This is a genomic window from Bradyrhizobium sp. 956_D2_N1_4, from assembly GCF_052076025.1.
Classification (GTDB): domain Bacteria; phylum Pseudomonadota; class Alphaproteobacteria; order Rhizobiales; family Xanthobacteraceae; genus Bradyrhizobium; species Bradyrhizobium barranii.
In genome coordinates this window covers 7,319,195-7,332,433 of the sequence record NZ_CP197237.1, presented here as the reverse complement: position 1 = coordinate 7,332,433, position 13,239 = coordinate 7,319,195, and the positions used below count along the sequence as shown (strand labels likewise).

At 65.8% G+C, this 13,239-nt stretch carries 15 protein-coding genes; 6 read left to right on the top strand and 9 right to left on the bottom strand.

The genetic code is table 11. The annotated features are described in order from the left end of the window. Window positions 1-64 precede the first annotated feature (64 nt). Complete coding sequence (locus AB7535_RS34680) at window positions 65-325, bottom strand: hypothetical protein (RefSeq protein WP_354113727.1); 261 nt, start codon at window positions 323-325, stop codon at window positions 65-67. 62 nt (window positions 326-387) lie between these two features. Between AB7535_RS34680 and AB7535_RS34675 the strand changes: the two genes are divergently transcribed. Further along, entirely contained in the window at window positions 388-510 is a 123-nt protein-coding gene (locus AB7535_RS34675; protein WP_256376446.1) for a hypothetical protein, read from the top strand. Window positions 511-540: 30 nt separating this feature from the next. Here AB7535_RS34675 and AB7535_RS34670 read toward each other — a convergent pair whose 3' ends face one another. Next, window positions 541-837, bottom strand: a complete 297-nt coding sequence (locus AB7535_RS34670; protein WP_354113728.1) for a transcriptional regulator — start codon at window positions 835-837, stop codon at window positions 541-543. A gap of 94 nt (window positions 838-931) precedes the next feature. Between AB7535_RS34670 and AB7535_RS34665 the strand changes: the two genes are divergently transcribed. Then, window positions 932-1,123 carry a hypothetical protein gene (locus tag AB7535_RS34665; RefSeq protein WP_354113729.1) on the top strand — a complete coding sequence of 64 codons (192 nt, stop codon included), beginning with the start codon at window positions 932-934 and terminating at the stop codon, window positions 1,121-1,123. A 186-nt stretch (window positions 1,124-1,309) separates the two neighbouring features. Next, on the top strand, window positions 1,310-1,591 hold the full coding sequence (gene rpsU / locus AB7535_RS34660; RefSeq protein WP_063980487.1) for a 30S ribosomal protein S21: 282 nt from the start codon (window positions 1,310-1,312) through the stop codon (window positions 1,589-1,591). Here rpsU and AB7535_RS34655 read toward each other — a convergent pair. The 3 genes from AB7535_RS34655 to AB7535_RS34645 all read right to left on the bottom strand — a co-directional run bounded on the left by AB7535_RS34655 (window position 1,581) and on the right by AB7535_RS34645 (window position 2,532). Then, window positions 1,581-1,859: a DUF1488 domain-containing protein gene (locus AB7535_RS34655; RefSeq protein ID WP_028149308.1), complete on the bottom strand. Its 279-nt coding sequence runs from the start codon at window positions 1,857-1,859 to the stop codon at window positions 1,581-1,583. The two genes, rpsU and AB7535_RS34655, sit on opposite strands and share 11 nt — an antisense overlap. Before the next feature lie 117 nt (window positions 1,860-1,976). Beyond that, on the bottom strand, window positions 1,977-2,273 hold the full coding sequence (locus tag AB7535_RS34650; protein ID WP_166058980.1) for a hypothetical protein: 297 nt from the start codon (window positions 2,271-2,273) through the stop codon (window positions 1,977-1,979). Then, on the bottom strand, window positions 2,266-2,532 hold the full coding sequence (locus AB7535_RS34645; RefSeq protein WP_085403708.1) for a hypothetical protein: 267 nt from the start codon (window positions 2,530-2,532) through the stop codon (window positions 2,266-2,268). Before AB7535_RS34645 ends, AB7535_RS34650 begins: the two co-directional genes overlap by 8 nt. Before the next feature lie 352 nt (window positions 2,533-2,884). Between AB7535_RS34645 and AB7535_RS34640 the strand changes: the two genes are divergently transcribed. Beyond that, a complete protein-coding gene (locus tag AB7535_RS34640; protein WP_354265335.1) occupies window positions 2,885-3,226 on the top strand; it encodes a hypothetical protein in 342 nt (113 codons plus the stop codon). A 141-nt stretch (window positions 3,227-3,367) separates the two neighbouring features. On the opposite strand, the gene AB7535_RS34635 is transcribed toward AB7535_RS34640, so the two are convergent. Both AB7535_RS34635 and AB7535_RS34630 read right to left on the bottom strand, forming a co-directional pair. After that, window positions 3,368-6,031, bottom strand: coding sequence for a bifunctional diguanylate cyclase/phosphodiesterase (locus AB7535_RS34635; protein WP_354113731.1), 2,664 nt, complete (start codon window positions 6,029-6,031; stop codon window positions 3,368-3,370). A gap of 158 nt (window positions 6,032-6,189) precedes the next feature. Continuing rightward, window positions 6,190-6,885, bottom strand: coding sequence for a hypothetical protein (locus AB7535_RS34630; protein ID WP_354113732.1), 696 nt, complete (start codon window positions 6,883-6,885; stop codon window positions 6,190-6,192). Window positions 6,886-7,072: 187 nt separating this feature from the next. Here AB7535_RS34630 and AB7535_RS34625 point away from each other — a divergent pair, with 187 nt between their 5' ends. Together AB7535_RS34625 and AB7535_RS34620 are read left to right on the top strand one after the other, a co-directional pair. Continuing rightward, window positions 7,073-8,110, top strand: a complete 1,038-nt coding sequence (locus AB7535_RS34625; protein ID WP_439037491.1) for a LysM peptidoglycan-binding domain-containing protein — start codon at window positions 7,073-7,075, stop codon at window positions 8,108-8,110. Window positions 8,111-8,252: 142 nt separating this feature from the next. Continuing rightward, window positions 8,253-9,521, top strand: coding sequence for a Spy/CpxP family protein refolding chaperone (locus AB7535_RS34620; protein ID WP_354113821.1), 1,269 nt, complete (start codon window positions 8,253-8,255; stop codon window positions 9,519-9,521). Here AB7535_RS34620 and AB7535_RS34615 read toward each other — a convergent pair whose 3' ends face one another. Then, entirely contained in the window at window positions 9,522-10,388 is an 867-nt protein-coding gene (locus tag AB7535_RS34615; RefSeq protein ID WP_354113734.1) for a hypothetical protein, read from the bottom strand. 210 nt (window positions 10,389-10,598) lie between these two features. Then, a complete protein-coding gene (locus AB7535_RS34610; RefSeq protein WP_354265336.1) occupies window positions 10,599-13,046 on the bottom strand; it encodes an adenylate/guanylate cyclase domain-containing protein in 2,448 nt (815 codons plus the stop codon). Between the last annotated feature and the right edge of the window lie 193 nt (window positions 13,047-13,239).

Genomic DNA, 13,239 nt, shown 5'->3' with positions numbered 1-13,239 from the left:
GTTTGAAACCCCGGGGCCCGCACATGATCGTGCACTGCAAACGGCGACGATCCTATGAACTCGTTCACAGGCACAACATCGCATCGGCATTGCGAACCAATGCCGCGGAAGTGCATTGACCCATATGCCCCGTGAAAATGACCTCGAAGGCAAGCCCGACATGGGCGGCAAGCATGGCGGCCAGAAAGGCCAGCCCAAGCCGCCGCCGCGCCCGCGCGAGGGTCCGCGCGATGAGGACGTCGTGGCAAAGCGCCACACCGGCCAAACCGATCGCACGCCGCCGCCGACCAAACAAAAATAGCGCTGTATTTCGCGCCGGGAACATCAGCCTCGCCTTGCCGTTATGCTGATCCCGCAAGCGGACGAGGTCGAACCGGAGGCTGGCACGTGTTTTGGATTTATTGGAACACCGCTTGGTCGCTCATCATCAGCGGCATCATGTTCACCACCATCGTCACCCATCCCGACGCCGAGTTCGCCGAGATCCGGGCGGCAAAGCAGGCGAAGTGAGCCCGCGCGCCTGAGGCCCGATCTCCGGGGCTATGAACCGTTCGCGGGTAGCGATGGCTGCTCCGTCGCCGGCGTCGAAGACGGCTTTCGCGCCGCTCTGCTTGCGCGCTTCCTGACCGTGGGCGCCGGCAAGGCGGCCTGAAGGGCTGCGTCGGCCGCTTGCTTGGCCTCGCGCGCCTCTCGAAGCCGCGCCATGTTCTTGCGAATTTCGATGGACTGCCTTTCGACGTCTGCCAGTGCAAGCGCTCCCTCCTCGGCGGCGAGGCGCCTGCGATTGGAGCGCGCGATGCTTTCGGGCGACAGCTCAGCGGATTTCCTGGCGCTCATGCTTCACTCCGTTGTGCAACCGGCAAAACCCGCTCAATCCGGGGATCGAACGGGCTGGCGCGCGACAATCGCGCGAGCACTTTGAACTCCGTCGATGTCTTTGGAAAAGGTGCCCGCAGGCGCATTCAACAAGGCACAGCGGCTGATCGAACGCCCTCGATATATGTTCCGTTCAATTTTCTGCAAGGACGGCAAGGCCGATTTGGTTCAGCCAGGCAGCTCCGGCGCCTCGATCGAGAGGCTTCACGCGATCCGGTCGACGTGCAGCCAAGGCTTTATCGATTGACAGGGCTGCACTGGAGTGGTCACGTGCCAGCGCGAAGTTGCATCGCTGTGACAAGCGCATCGACTTGTCCGAAGCTGGCGACGAATGTCGCAGCGCTATCCTCAAAATTCGCAATGAAGCTCCTGCGCAATTGGCTGCCATGCAGGGCGTATCGCATTTGCAGCCCCAAGCGAGGAGGAGGATCGATTGCAGGTACTCGTCAGAGACAACAATATCGAGCAGGCACTCCGTGTTCTCAAGAAGAAGATGCAACGCGAGGGCGTCTTCCGGGAAATGAAACAGCGGCGTTCCTACGAAAAGCCCTCGGAGAGAAAGACTCGCGAGAAATCCGAGGCCGTTCGACGCGCCCGCAAGCTCGCGCGAAAGCAGGCAATCCGCGAAGGATTGCTGCCCGCGCCGCCGAAGAAGAAGCCTTTTGAGCGCAAGCCGCCCCTGCCGGATGTCAAGGCTCGGGTCCCTATAGCCTGAAGTCGATGCCTCGCAGCACGATGCCGGGCGGCGTGCCTTCGAACTCCGTCGCGCGATATTTGCTCGCCGCGCGTGCTTCGATGCGATCCCGCAGGCGAGTGAACTGGGCTTCACGTTGCTCGGGCCTGACCTGCGGGCTGGGCTCGAGGTAGTCCATCGCCGAGGTCGAGATTGCGCAAGGAATCTCCCTGGCGCCGTCATGCATCGAGAACCGGACGATCATCCGATCGTATTCGTGGCCGATAAAGCGGCCGCTGGTCAATGTCATGGCTTACTCCGTCACCTGATTGCTTCTTGGCATGATTGTCCCTCAAATCATCGCCGCCCGATTCCCGGTTGGCCGGAGCATGGCGCGCGTCGAGACTGCAGGCGGTCGTCGTTTGCCTCAGTCATCACCCGACAGCCGGACGAAATCGTCCAGCAGCGCAGCCACCAGCGCGCGGTGGCGTGTGTCCTCGGTGGGCAGGCTCGCAGCATAGAGGTTGAGCAGATGGCGCGCTTTCACCGCCGCCTCCGGCCAGGATGTGGCGGGCACTGTCATCATGCGGTTCTCGAGATCGGCCTCGCGCTCGCGCAGCTCCCTGACATTGGCCTCGACCTCCGCCAGCGCGCGGCGCAGGTCGGTCGCCTTCTGCGCAGCCATGCCGCGGTGCTTGTCGAGATCGACGGTGCGGTCAGTCATTCGCCACGCTCGCGTCTGCGGCCTGCGCGTTCGCAAGATCAACCGAGCCGATCGATAGCATCTCCATGGTTCCGCGGGGGCCTTCGGCGGGCACAGTGATCATCGTGGCAACCCGGCGATAGGCCGCGAAGGTCAGGCCCTCGATCGCCTCCTCGTCAGTGACGACCTCATAGGCGCCGGCCGGCAACATGCGCTCGACGCCGCGGATGCGGAACGGATGCCTGAAGGTGACGGTTTCACGCCGCGAGCGGATGGTCATGCACGCCTGCCTTTCGCAAGTGAAGCCCCAACCGGTGCCGGCTATCACGACCATGCGCGCTCGCCGCGGCAATAGCCAGTACTATCGTCGCCGGGCCGGCAAGCGACGATGTCACAGCAGCCATTGTTTCCGCAGCATTTTAACCCTCGCTATTGGCTCGGTGCGGGCGTAGGGTCGCTGCCATCACCGCACGTCTCAACGGCTTCGACCGGTGACTGAGGGGCACGTGTGCTCCCGCCGAAGGCTTCGCAGGAGCGTTCGATGGCGTGCGTTCGCATCGCGGATAGGATCGTGCCGCCGGTGATGGTTCCGCGGTTTCTTCTGCTTCTCGTCGGCGCGGCCGCCATCTTCAATGGCTAGGGCAGCACGTGTGCCGTATCTGGTCAGCGGGACCAACGAATACGGCAGCTCCAATCTCGGTCGCGGCAAGGAGACGTTCGCGCTGCGCCTCGCTCGAAAACTGCTGCGCGAAGGCTATATGGACGTCACGGTCTGCACCCCTCGTGGACGGCTGCTGCAATCGGATGAGCTCGACGAGCTCGAACCAACGGAGAGCGACATGGCAAAGGGTCAGCAACGCGGTAATCGCGAAACCAAGAAGCCGAAGAAGGAAAAATCCAAGGTGATCGCCGCGGCCCCGAGCCGCAAGGAAGCCGCCTGGCAACCGGATTTCGGACCGGCGAAGAAGAAGTAGCGAGGCGCCGCGCCCCGGCAGGTCATGCGAGAGTCCGAGGCGACGTAGACGCGTTGAGTCGACCCTCCCGGCTGGCGGCCTCCGATGTCGCCGGTGCTCGCTTGTTGAAAACATGCGGACATCGCTGATCGCGGGACGGCGCTAAGCTGCCACCGCCTGCGCCGACAACAGCTGCCTCAGCTTCGCCGCCGGCACGGCGGGGCTGAACAGCCAGCCCTGCATCTGGCTGCATCCGAGCTGCCGCAGCACCTCGCGCTGGGCTTCGGTCTCGACGCCTTCTGCCGTCGTCGCCATGTGGCGGGCGGCCGCCATGTGCACCACCGCCTGCACGATCGGGGAGGAATCCTCGGACTGGCCGATGTCGCTGATGAAGCTGCGGTCGATCTTGATCTTGTCGAACGGGAAGCGGTGCAGATAGCTCAGCGACGAATAGCCGGTGCCGAAATCGTCGAGCGCGATGCGCACGCCGAGCTCGCGCAGCTGCTGGAGGATCGTCAGCGCCTCCTCGTCGTCGCGGATGAGCACGGTCTCGGTGACCTCGAGCTCGAGCCGTCCGGGCGCAAGTCCTGACTCCGCGAGCGCGGCTGCAACCTTGAGCGCCAGCGTCCTGGCGCGGAACTGCACCGGCGAGACGTTGACCGCGACATGGATATCGCCGGGCCAGCTCGCCGCCTCGGTGCAGGCCTGCTTCAGCACCCATTCGCCGATCTCGCCGATCAGCCCGGTCTCTTCGGCGACCGGAATGAAATCGGCGGGCGAGATCATGCCGCGCTCGGGATGGCGCCAGCGCAGCAGCGCCTCGCAGCCGTTGACCACATTGGCCGCGAGATCGACCAGCGGCTGGTAATGCACCTCGAACTCGCCGCGGGCGAGGGCCTGGCGCAGGTCGAGCTCGAGCTGGCGGCGCAGCCGCGCCTTGGCGTCGTATTCGGGCACGAAGAGGCGGAAGGTGCGGCGGCCCTCGGACTTCGCTGCATACATCGCGAGATCGGCGCGCTTGAGCAGGTCGTCGAGATTGTCGCCGTGATCGGGCGCGATCGCGATGCCGATGCTGGCATCGGTCGGGATCTCCTGGCCCTTGCAGTCCACGGGCGTACGCAGCGCTTTCAGGATATTTTCCGCCAGCGCCGTCAGCTCGGCCCGGTCGCTGGTGCCGGCCTTGACGATGGCGAATTCGTCACCGCCCAGGCGCGCAACGAGGTCGTTGCCGCTGACGCAGGCGCGCAGGCGGTTGGCGACCTGGCGAAGCAGCTCGTCGCCGACCTCGTGGCCGAGCGAATCGTTGACGCCCTTGAACTCGTCGACGTCGATGTAGAGGATCGCGAACGGCTGGCCCTGGGCAAGCTCCGCGATGCGGCGCTCCAGATGGCCGCGCATCAGCACGCGGTTGGGCAGGTCGGTCAGCGCGTCGTAATGCGCCATATGCGCGATGCGCTCGTCGGCGCGGATGCGCTCGGTGACGTCGTCGTGGGTCGCGAGCCAGCCGCCGGCGGCACCGGGCTGGTTCTTGATCTCGATCAGGCGGCCGTCCGCGGTCTCGACGACGGCGCTCTGGGTTCGCCCGGTATTGCTCAGAATGTCGTCGCAATAGGACGCGACGTCACCGTGGAACGAGCCGGTGTCATGGCGATGCTGGATCACGTCGCGGAAATAGGCGCCGGGCTTCACCACGTCGGCCGACAGTCCGTACATCTCGATGTAGCGCCGGTTGCAGACGATCAGCCGCTCGTCCTGGTCGAACATCAACAGGCCTTGCGTCATGGTGTTCATCGCGGTGTCGAGCTGCTGCTTCTCCGCGGCGAGCCTGCGCGTCATCTGGCGGAAGATCAGGAACAGCGTGAGCACGAGCAGGCCGATCGACAGCACGGCGACGGCGACGAAGAATTTTGTCTGCGTCCGCCAGGTCGCCAGCGTCGCGTCCAGCGATTTGGTCGCGACCACGACCAGCGGCTCGCCGGTCAGGAGGCGCGCGGCGACGATGCGGTCCTTGCCGTCGATCGGGCTGGCGAGCTGCGTCGTGACGAAGGTGCGCTCGAACACCGCCATCTGCTCGCGCGTGCCGTTGCGAAAATTCTGTCCGATCATCGCGTCGACATGCGGAACGCGCGCGAGCAGCTGGCCATTCTGGTGGTGCATCGCGATCGAGGATTCCTCGCCGAGCCCGGCCGAGGCGAAGAAGGATTCGAGCTGCTCCGGCGAAATGGCCCGCGACACCATGCCGAGGAATTCGCCGTGGGGACCGGAGACGCGCCGCGCGAACACGATCGCAGCTCCGTTGCCGAGCCGGCCGGGCACGACTTCGATCTCTTCCTGCGAGGCCGGATCGTTCCTGAGGCGATTGAAGTAGCCGCGGTCGGCGACCGAAATATCGGCGACCGGCCAGCGCCGCGACGAATTGATCAGCACGCCGTTGGAATCGAACACGTTGGCGCCGGCAACGTCGGACCAGCCGCTGGCCTTTGCGCGCAGCACCTCGTGCATGGCCAGCGTGGCCATCTCGCTGCGGAAGAGATCGGCGGATGCGATGCCGTGGCTTTCGAGCTCGGCGATGACGCTCTTCTGGAGCACCGCAAAGTCGGCGAATTCGCGGTCGAAATGCCGGGCGAGCATGCGCACGGAGTTTTCCAGGCTGTCGCGGCCGCTCTCGATTGCATTTTGCCGGAAACGATCGACGGTGAGCGCGGTGCCGATGGCCATCGCGACCATCAGCACGAAGCCGCCGGCGATCAGCCACGTCAGCGGCGCGCCCTGCCAACGGCGGAGCAACGCGCGCATGCGCGTGGTCCATCGGATTGATGTGCCCATCCAGCCCTCCCGTGGGATGCAAGATGCAGCAAAACCGACAAGAGCCCGTTACCAGTAAGGGTTAGGGAAACGTGAATCGGAACGGAATCAGAGGGTTGGTTTCCCTCGATCGGCCAGAGTTCCGCAGGCTGGATTTACGCTGACGCGATGCCGGTGGATCACCGGCGGATTTCCCACCTCAAGGCTTCCGCATTCTTCTTGGCGAACGTCTCGGGCACGTCGAACTTTCCGGTCTCGAGATCATAGCGGCAATGCCAGCCGCCCAGTCCCTTCATGGCGACGTTCTTGGGATGATTGTCATATTCGCCCGACAGCGAGATCACGAGGTAGCGGTTGTTGGGCCAGTCCATGCCGAGCGAGCGATAGGCCTCTTCCGTACCCTCCATGAGATTGGCCGAGATGTGGAAGTCAAGCTTGGCGAACCTCTTCGTCTCCGGCCGGCCGTAGAAATAGGCCCAGGCGAGATTGCTGAGCGGCTTCTTCGTCGCGCTCGCGAAGGCGCCCTTCTCGACATGGTAGAGATAGAGGTCCTGCTCGCCCGAGCCGGTCTTCTGCATCCGCACCAGCCATTGCGAGTCGCTGGTGAAGCGGAAGCCGGCCCCGTAGCCCTGCTCGGGCTTCAGCTCCGTCATCTGCTCGCCGCGGCGAGCCCAGGCCTGCCATTTGACGTCCCAATCCCCGCCGTCCTTCATGTACTGCTCGATCCTGGTGGCACCATCGGGCGAGGTGAAGGCGAGGCCGGCATTGGCGGTGAGGATGTAGTCCGGCGGCGGGCCGGATGCGGCGAGCGCCGGCGAGGCGGCGAGCGTCAGGGCAAGCGCCAGCCATGGTGCGGGACGGCAAAATGCGGTCACGGAAAAAAATCCTCAAGAAATGACCGCGATGCGGCCTCGGTGATTTGACGCCGTCGGTGCCCCGCCGGTTCACGCCGGGCGTGCCGGAACGAAAGGTGCATCATCCCAATGATCGACTTGCTGACGCAGCCAAATCGGCGCAATTTGCCGGCTTCGGTTGATTTGCGATCCAAGGGTTCATTGTCTGATGATCACCGCTTCCAAGGCCTTCATTGCATTCTGCCTGCTCGCGGTGGGCGGCACCCTGCTGGTGATCGGTCCCACCGAGCTGCGCCGCCTGCTGCCGGGCGGCGCGCAGACCGAGATCGCCGTCGCCGCCAAGCCGGAGGCAAAGCCCGAAGCCAGAGCGGAGACCAAGGCCGAGATTAAGGCCGAGACCAAGCAAGAGCCGAAGCTGGACGAGCCAAAGCTCGCCGCCGCGCCGCCTGCGCCCCCGGCCTCCGCTCCGAAGGTGGATGCGCTGACCGAGACGCAGAAGCAGGCCACGGCGCTGGCCGATCTCGTGCCGGCCAAGCCGCCAGCGGCCACGACCGATGCCGGCCCGCGGTTCGACGTCGCGCGCGTCGACGATCACGGCGAGGCGGCGGTGATCGCGGGTCGGGCCGCGCCGGGTGCACAGGTCGAGCTGCTGCGCGACGGCAAGCCGCTCGATACGGTTGTCGCCGATGCCTCGGGCCAGTTCGTGATGACCCCGCCGCAGCTTCCCGCCGGCTCCTATGAGCTGACCCTGCGGGCGAAAGCGCCTGACGGTACCGTGACGCAGTCGGGCCGCAGCATGCCGGTGACCATCGCCGAAGCCGCGCCGCCGCCCGCGCGCCCGGCACCGGCCGCGAAGCAGGAGCTGAAGCAGGCCGAGAAGTCCGACGACAAGTCTGATGTCGTGGCATCCCTGCCGTCGGCATCGGCGCGCCAGGCATCGGCGCATGACAGGCCCACGGTTCAGCCGAGATTTATCGGTGCACCGAAACCCAGGGTGATGGCGCGAGCGCCCGCGGCCACGACCGTTGCATCGGCGTCGCCGGCGGACGCCATCAGCGGCGCACCGGCCGAAGCAGGCGGCAACCGGGTCATCTCCCGCGGCGACAGCCTGTGGGCGCTCAGCAAGCTCGCTTACGGTGACGGCGCCCACTACGCGGTGATCTTCAACGCTAACCGGGGCAAGATCCACAACCCCAACCTGATCTATCCCGGCCAGACTTTTGTGGTGCCGCGGAAGGCGGATTGAGGTCGCATCGGCAACGCCGGTGCGCGTTGCGACGCTTTGCCCTCCGTCTCTCCGGAACATTCGGTTCCCCAGCGCGTCATTGTGATGCGACCCACTGCGCGCTTGGCGCTGGGAGGAGGCCGAGGTGGTCAGGTCCGCTTTCATGTCCGGACGCATGGGACTGGTGCTGGCGGGCGCTGCTCTCATGATTGCGGCAGTGCTGCTGCCGAATAAAGCCGAGGCGCAGTTCGGATTGCGCGGCGGCCCGCTCGGTGTCGCGCGCTTTGCCGTCGGCCACGTGATCGGCATGACACGCCTGCGCCATGCGCGCATGGCGGTACGGGGCGGCCGATACCGCTCCGCCGCGCTGAGGTCGCAGGATCCTCGCGGCGCCGAACGCGGCCAGCCGGCCAACCCCTACATCCTGCGTGCGGCGCTCACGGCGCAAGCTGCGCTGTCGGGCTGGCACGGTGGCCGCCGCCCGCAGGGCTGGTGGCGCCACCCCGATGGCAGCTATGGCTGGGCGGGCCCGGTGTTCTGGCCGTTCGCGCATGACGACCTCACCACCGCAATCATCCTGGGCGATACGACCAGTCTCTCGCTCTATGGCTATGGCGACATCTACGCCGCGATCTTCGCGCCCTATGCGGCCACGGAGTTCGCCGCCTACACAGCGCCGCAAGGCAGGCGCGCGCGAAAGGTCCCTTCGGTCGAGGCCGTTTGCGATGCCAGCGACACCGGCGGCCTGCCGGTCGACCGTATCGTCGCCCTGGTGCAGCCGAACGAATTGCAGCGCACAGCGCTCGATGAGCTCGCGACCGCATGGCTGGCTGCGCGCGCCACCATTCGCACGGCCTGCCCGACGCAGGCCCCCGCGACCGCCGCGGAGCGCCTCGGCCTGATGCAGACGCGCCTCGCGGCCATGATCAAGGCGACGGATGCAATCGCGCCGCCGCTCGCAAAGTTCGTCGATCTCCTCGATGCCGGCCAGAAGGCAAAGCTCGACGCGCTGGCCAATGAGCGCCGTGCCGCGCTTGCGGCCGGCCAGCGCAAGGACGCGCAGACGCCAGCCGCGTGCGAGGCCGGCTACGATCCCCGCTATGAAGTGCAGGCGCAGCGGCAATACGAGCAGCTCGTGCAGCAGCAATGGCCCGCCGGCGAGATCGGGTCCACGCTCAGGCTTGACGATACCGCCCGCGCCCGGTTTGAGGTGCTCCAGGACACTATGCTGCGCACCATGGAGACGCTGATTGCGTGCCCGTCCAAGGCTGAGCCCACGCCGCAGGCCCGCCTCACGGCCGTGAAGGCGCGGCTGGAGACGATGCTGCAGGCGGTGAAGGGCGTCGGCGACGCGCTCGACGATTTCGAGGCAGACTTGAGCGACGAGCAGAAGGCCGGCTTCGAGGCGATCGGGCCGAAGCGCGGGGCGTGATCAGCCGCACGCCCAGTCGAACTTCATGTCCTTGAAGTCGAGCTGCGCGTTGCCGCCGCCGAAATTGTAGCCGCCGAAATACTCCTCGAACTCGATGTAGAACGGGCTCATCTCCGGCACGGCTTGGCACGGCCGCATGGTGCCGCCGAGATGGTTGTGCGCGTGATCCTTGCCCCAGTCGTGCAGGCGGAAATTGTCGCGGCTCGGCACGCCGCCGACATAGTAATAGTAGGGCCGATAACCGGTCGGCGGGTTCTGCCTTGTGTGCTCGTCCTGCGGGCCCTTGCCGGCATTGGGATCGGTCGCGCGCGGCACAAGCGCGATCGCGCGGGTCTCGCTGAGATCGGCGCGCGGCTGCGCGGCAAACATCTTTTTTGCATAAGGCGCGGCGGCCTCGAAGAAGGCACTGGCGCCGCCGACGTCGAGCCAGCGCGGCCGATCGGCTGTCGCAAGCGGAAGCGGTGCCGGCGGCGCCGCGAATGCGCCCTCATATTCGGCCTTGGTCAGCAGCAACGCTGCATATTCGTAGTCGAGAATATCGGTCATGCGCGAAAGCCGCGGATGCGCTGGTCGCGCCGCCACGGCCTCGCGAATCTCGGGATCATCGGGCGCCCCGCCGTCATTGTGGTCGGGCGCGGTGGCGAAGAACGAGACCGCAACGATGTCCTCGCCATGCACGCGATAGTCATCCGGCAGCCGAAGCGTAAAACCATGCATCAGCGGAAAGCCGGTGACGGGATCGAGCGGCCATTGCTCGCTGCTGATGCCCGGCGGCAGGCCATAGACCCAACCGTGATCGCGCGCACGATCAGCGGGACGGTCCAGCATCTGCAAATCATACGCGCGCGAAGGCAAGGCAAACGCCACGATCGTCTCCATCCGAAATCGAGCCTCGACGCCGAGGCGATGGTTAGTCGCGGGGAGGACGGATGTGGTTCGTCGGAGCGGTGTGGGAGATGATACCATCCTGCCGGTGTTTTGCCCGACGTGTCAAACCAAGCGGCACCCGCGTAAGTCATTGATCTTACGGACCCCGCCTACTGTGCATGGGGTTGTTTTCGACATTTTTGTTGGCGGCTACCCTCGGCGCCGCGCCGCCGCGGCATCCACCACGTTCTCCACTTCCTCGCGCCAGGACAAAATCTCCATCGCCAGTACCGGGTGATTGAACCCCTTGAGCACGAGGTCGTCGAGCGCGCGGGCTTCGACCCAGGGCTCGACGATGCCGTAGACGCGGCGGCTGACCACGATCTGGTTGGCCTTGGCTTCGTCGCAGAGACGCGAGGCGAGATTGGTGACGCTGCCGATCGCGGCATATTCCAGCCGCTGCTCGAAGCCGACCTGGCCGAGCGTGGCATAGCCGAGCGCGATGCCGATGCCGAAGCCTAGCGTGTGCCCGCGGTTGCGCCACTTCTCGGTCAGCGGGCCGATCGTGTCGCGCATCTCCACTGCCATCTGGACCGCGCGCCGCGTGTGGTCCTCGAACTGGATCGGCGCGTTGAACAGGATCATCACGCCGTCGCCGGCATATTTGTCGAGCGTGCCCTCGTATTTGAAGATCAGCTTGCCGAGCGCGGCGTGATATTCGCGCAGCACGTTCATCGCCTCTTCCGGCTCGGTCGCCTCGGTGAAGGCGGTGAAGCCGCGCAAATCGCAGAACAGCACGGTGACCTCGCGGCGATGGCTGTCGAGCAGCGAGTCATGACCATCCGACGAAGCGATGAGCTGGGCGACCTGCGGCGCGAGAAATCGTTCGAGCCGCTTGATGCGGCTGATCTCGCCGAGCTGCTTCTCGACGCGCTCTTCCAGTGAGCGGTTCCAGTTGCGAAGCTGCTCGGTCTGCTCCTGGAGCTTTGCCGCCTGCTGCTGCACGGTGTTATGGGCCGCGGCGAGCTCGCGGCCCTTGTGATCGACCTCGGTGAACAGCCGCGCGTTGCGCATCGCCAGTACGGCCTGGTTGGCAAAGGTGCGCATCAGGCCGGTGAGGCTTCCGCCGAACTCGCCACCGGCCCGGCGCAGCACCACCAGCGAGCCGAGCGTGCCCTGCTGGTCCACCAGCGGCACCACCAGCACCGAGTGGAAGCCGGCATCGATCGCGACGTCGCGCAGCGGCTGCTCGGAGGCCCGGTCGAGATCGGCAATCGCGATCGGTTCGCCGCTGTCGGCGGCATCGCTCAGGATGTTCGCGCCTTGCTGGATCGTGACATGCGCGCCGTCGGCCGATTTGTCGATGCCGTTGGATTCGATCAGGTTGAAGCTGCGCGTCCCGGCATCGAAGCCGTAGATCAGCACCGCATCAGCATGGGTGATCTCGATCGCGCGCGCCGCGATGGTCGGCAGCACGGCGTTGAGGTCGAGCGAGGAGGCGACAGCACGGCCGACCTCTTCCAGCGCCTTGAGCTCGTTGATCGACTGCGCGAGATCGCGGGTGCGCTCCTCGACCTTGGTCTCCAGGTCCGAATAGGTTTCCTGGAGCTGGCCGGCCATGCGGTTGAACTGGCCGGCGAGGTCTTCCAGTTCGTCGGAGGTGTGGACGTCGATGCGGTGGCTGAAATCGCCTTCGCCGAGCTTGTGCGCGCCGTCGCGCAGCGCCGTGATCGGGATGATCATGCGGCGGGCGAGCAGCGTACCGGCGAGGATCGCGACCATCAGGCCCATGCCGATCAACAGCGCGATGCGCACGAGCTGGTCGCGGATCGGCATCAACGCCTGCGTCGTCGGCTGCTCGAACATCACGTTCCAGCCGAGCTTCGGCACGGTGCTGGCGGCGCTCATCACCGCATGGCCGTTGAAGTCGGTGCCCGAGGTGTCGGGCTCGCGGCCGGGCGCAATCGCCGCCGCCACCTGCGGCAGCTTCGACAGGTCCTTGCCGACATCGGGCCCTTTCGACGACGTCGCCAGCACGCGGCCGCGCGGATCGACCACATAGGCGAACGCGGCCTTGCCGACCTGGGCGTCGGACAGGAAGTCGGAGAGGAAGCTGAGATCGATCTCGGCCACTGTGACGCCGGCATTGAAGCCGGAATGCGCCACCGAGATCGACATCATCGGCGTCCGGTCGGAGAACCAGGCCGGCGCGTAGCTGACGCCGCGGGCAACCGTATCGGTGAAGCGCATGTCGCGGGAGAGGTCGGCATTGCCGCCGGTCGTGGTCGACTGGCGCGAGACGCGCAGCACCTCGCGTCCCTCGCCGTTGAGCTGGAACAGCTGATTGACGACCGAGACCTGGTGCAGGAGCGATGCGTAGTCGGCACGGCGCTTCTCGAGCGTGTCCTGGCTTGCCCGCGTCACCCAGCTGATCTGGCGCTCGAGCTCGGAGATCGACTGCTCGATCCGCCGGGCGGCTCCTTGCGCCTTGTCGTCGAGCCCGTCGGTCAGCTGGGTCTTGGTGGCGCGATAGGAGATCCAGGTCTCCATCGCGCCGTTGACGGCGAGGACAAACACGACGAGGCCGACGAGGGAGACGACGTATTTGGCGAACAGGCCCTCGCGCAGAAACCGTGTCTTGTCTTTCGCTCCCGCCATCCAGATCCTCTCGCGCCGTCATCGACGCCGGCGCTACGGGCCGTACCGGTCCAGGCGCCCTTCTACCACAATTCGGGCCAGGAGACCTTCCTGCGACCGGTCGACCGGCCAGCGTGGTTACCCGATGTCGGACGCCGGGCTGGGCCGGAAGGGTCGTGAATTGTCGCGGCCTCATCCCTTTGGATGAAGCGGC

Coding starts and splice junctions, on each gene's coding strand:
- AB7535_RS34665 (WP_354113729.1), top strand. CDS start 932: ATGTCTTTGGAAAAGGTGCCCGCAGGCGCATTCAACAAGGCACAGCGG.
- AB7535_RS34625 (WP_439037491.1), top strand. CDS start 7,073: ATGATCACCGCTTCCAAGGCCTTCATTGCATTCTGCCTGCTCGCGGTG.
- AB7535_RS34670 (WP_354113728.1), bottom strand. CDS start 837: ATGAGCGCCAGGAAATCCGCTGAGCTGTCGCCCGAAAGCATCGCGCGC.
- AB7535_RS34635 (WP_354113731.1), bottom strand. CDS start 6,031: ATGGGCACATCAATCCGATGGACCACGCGCATGCGCGCGTTGCTCCGC.
- AB7535_RS34680 (WP_354113727.1), bottom strand. CDS start 325: ATGTTCCCGGCGCGAAATACAGCGCTATTTTTGTTTGGTCGGCGGCGG.
- AB7535_RS34610 (WP_354265336.1), bottom strand. CDS start 13,046: ATGGCGGGAGCGAAAGACAAGACACGGTTTCTGCGCGAGGGCCTGTTC.
- AB7535_RS34620 (WP_354113821.1), top strand. CDS start 8,253: ATGTCCGGACGCATGGGACTGGTGCTGGCGGGCGCTGCTCTCATGATT.
- AB7535_RS34650 (WP_166058980.1), bottom strand. CDS start 2,273: ATGACTGACCGCACCGTCGATCTCGACAAGCACCGCGGCATGGCTGCG.
- AB7535_RS34640 (WP_354265335.1), top strand. CDS start 2,885: ATGGCTAGGGCAGCACGTGTGCCGTATCTGGTCAGCGGGACCAACGAA.
- AB7535_RS34655 (WP_028149308.1), bottom strand. CDS start 1,859: ATGACATTGACCAGCGGCCGCTTTATCGGCCACGAATACGATCGGATG.
- AB7535_RS34645 (WP_085403708.1), bottom strand. CDS start 2,532: ATGACCATCCGCTCGCGGCGTGAAACCGTCACCTTCAGGCATCCGTTC.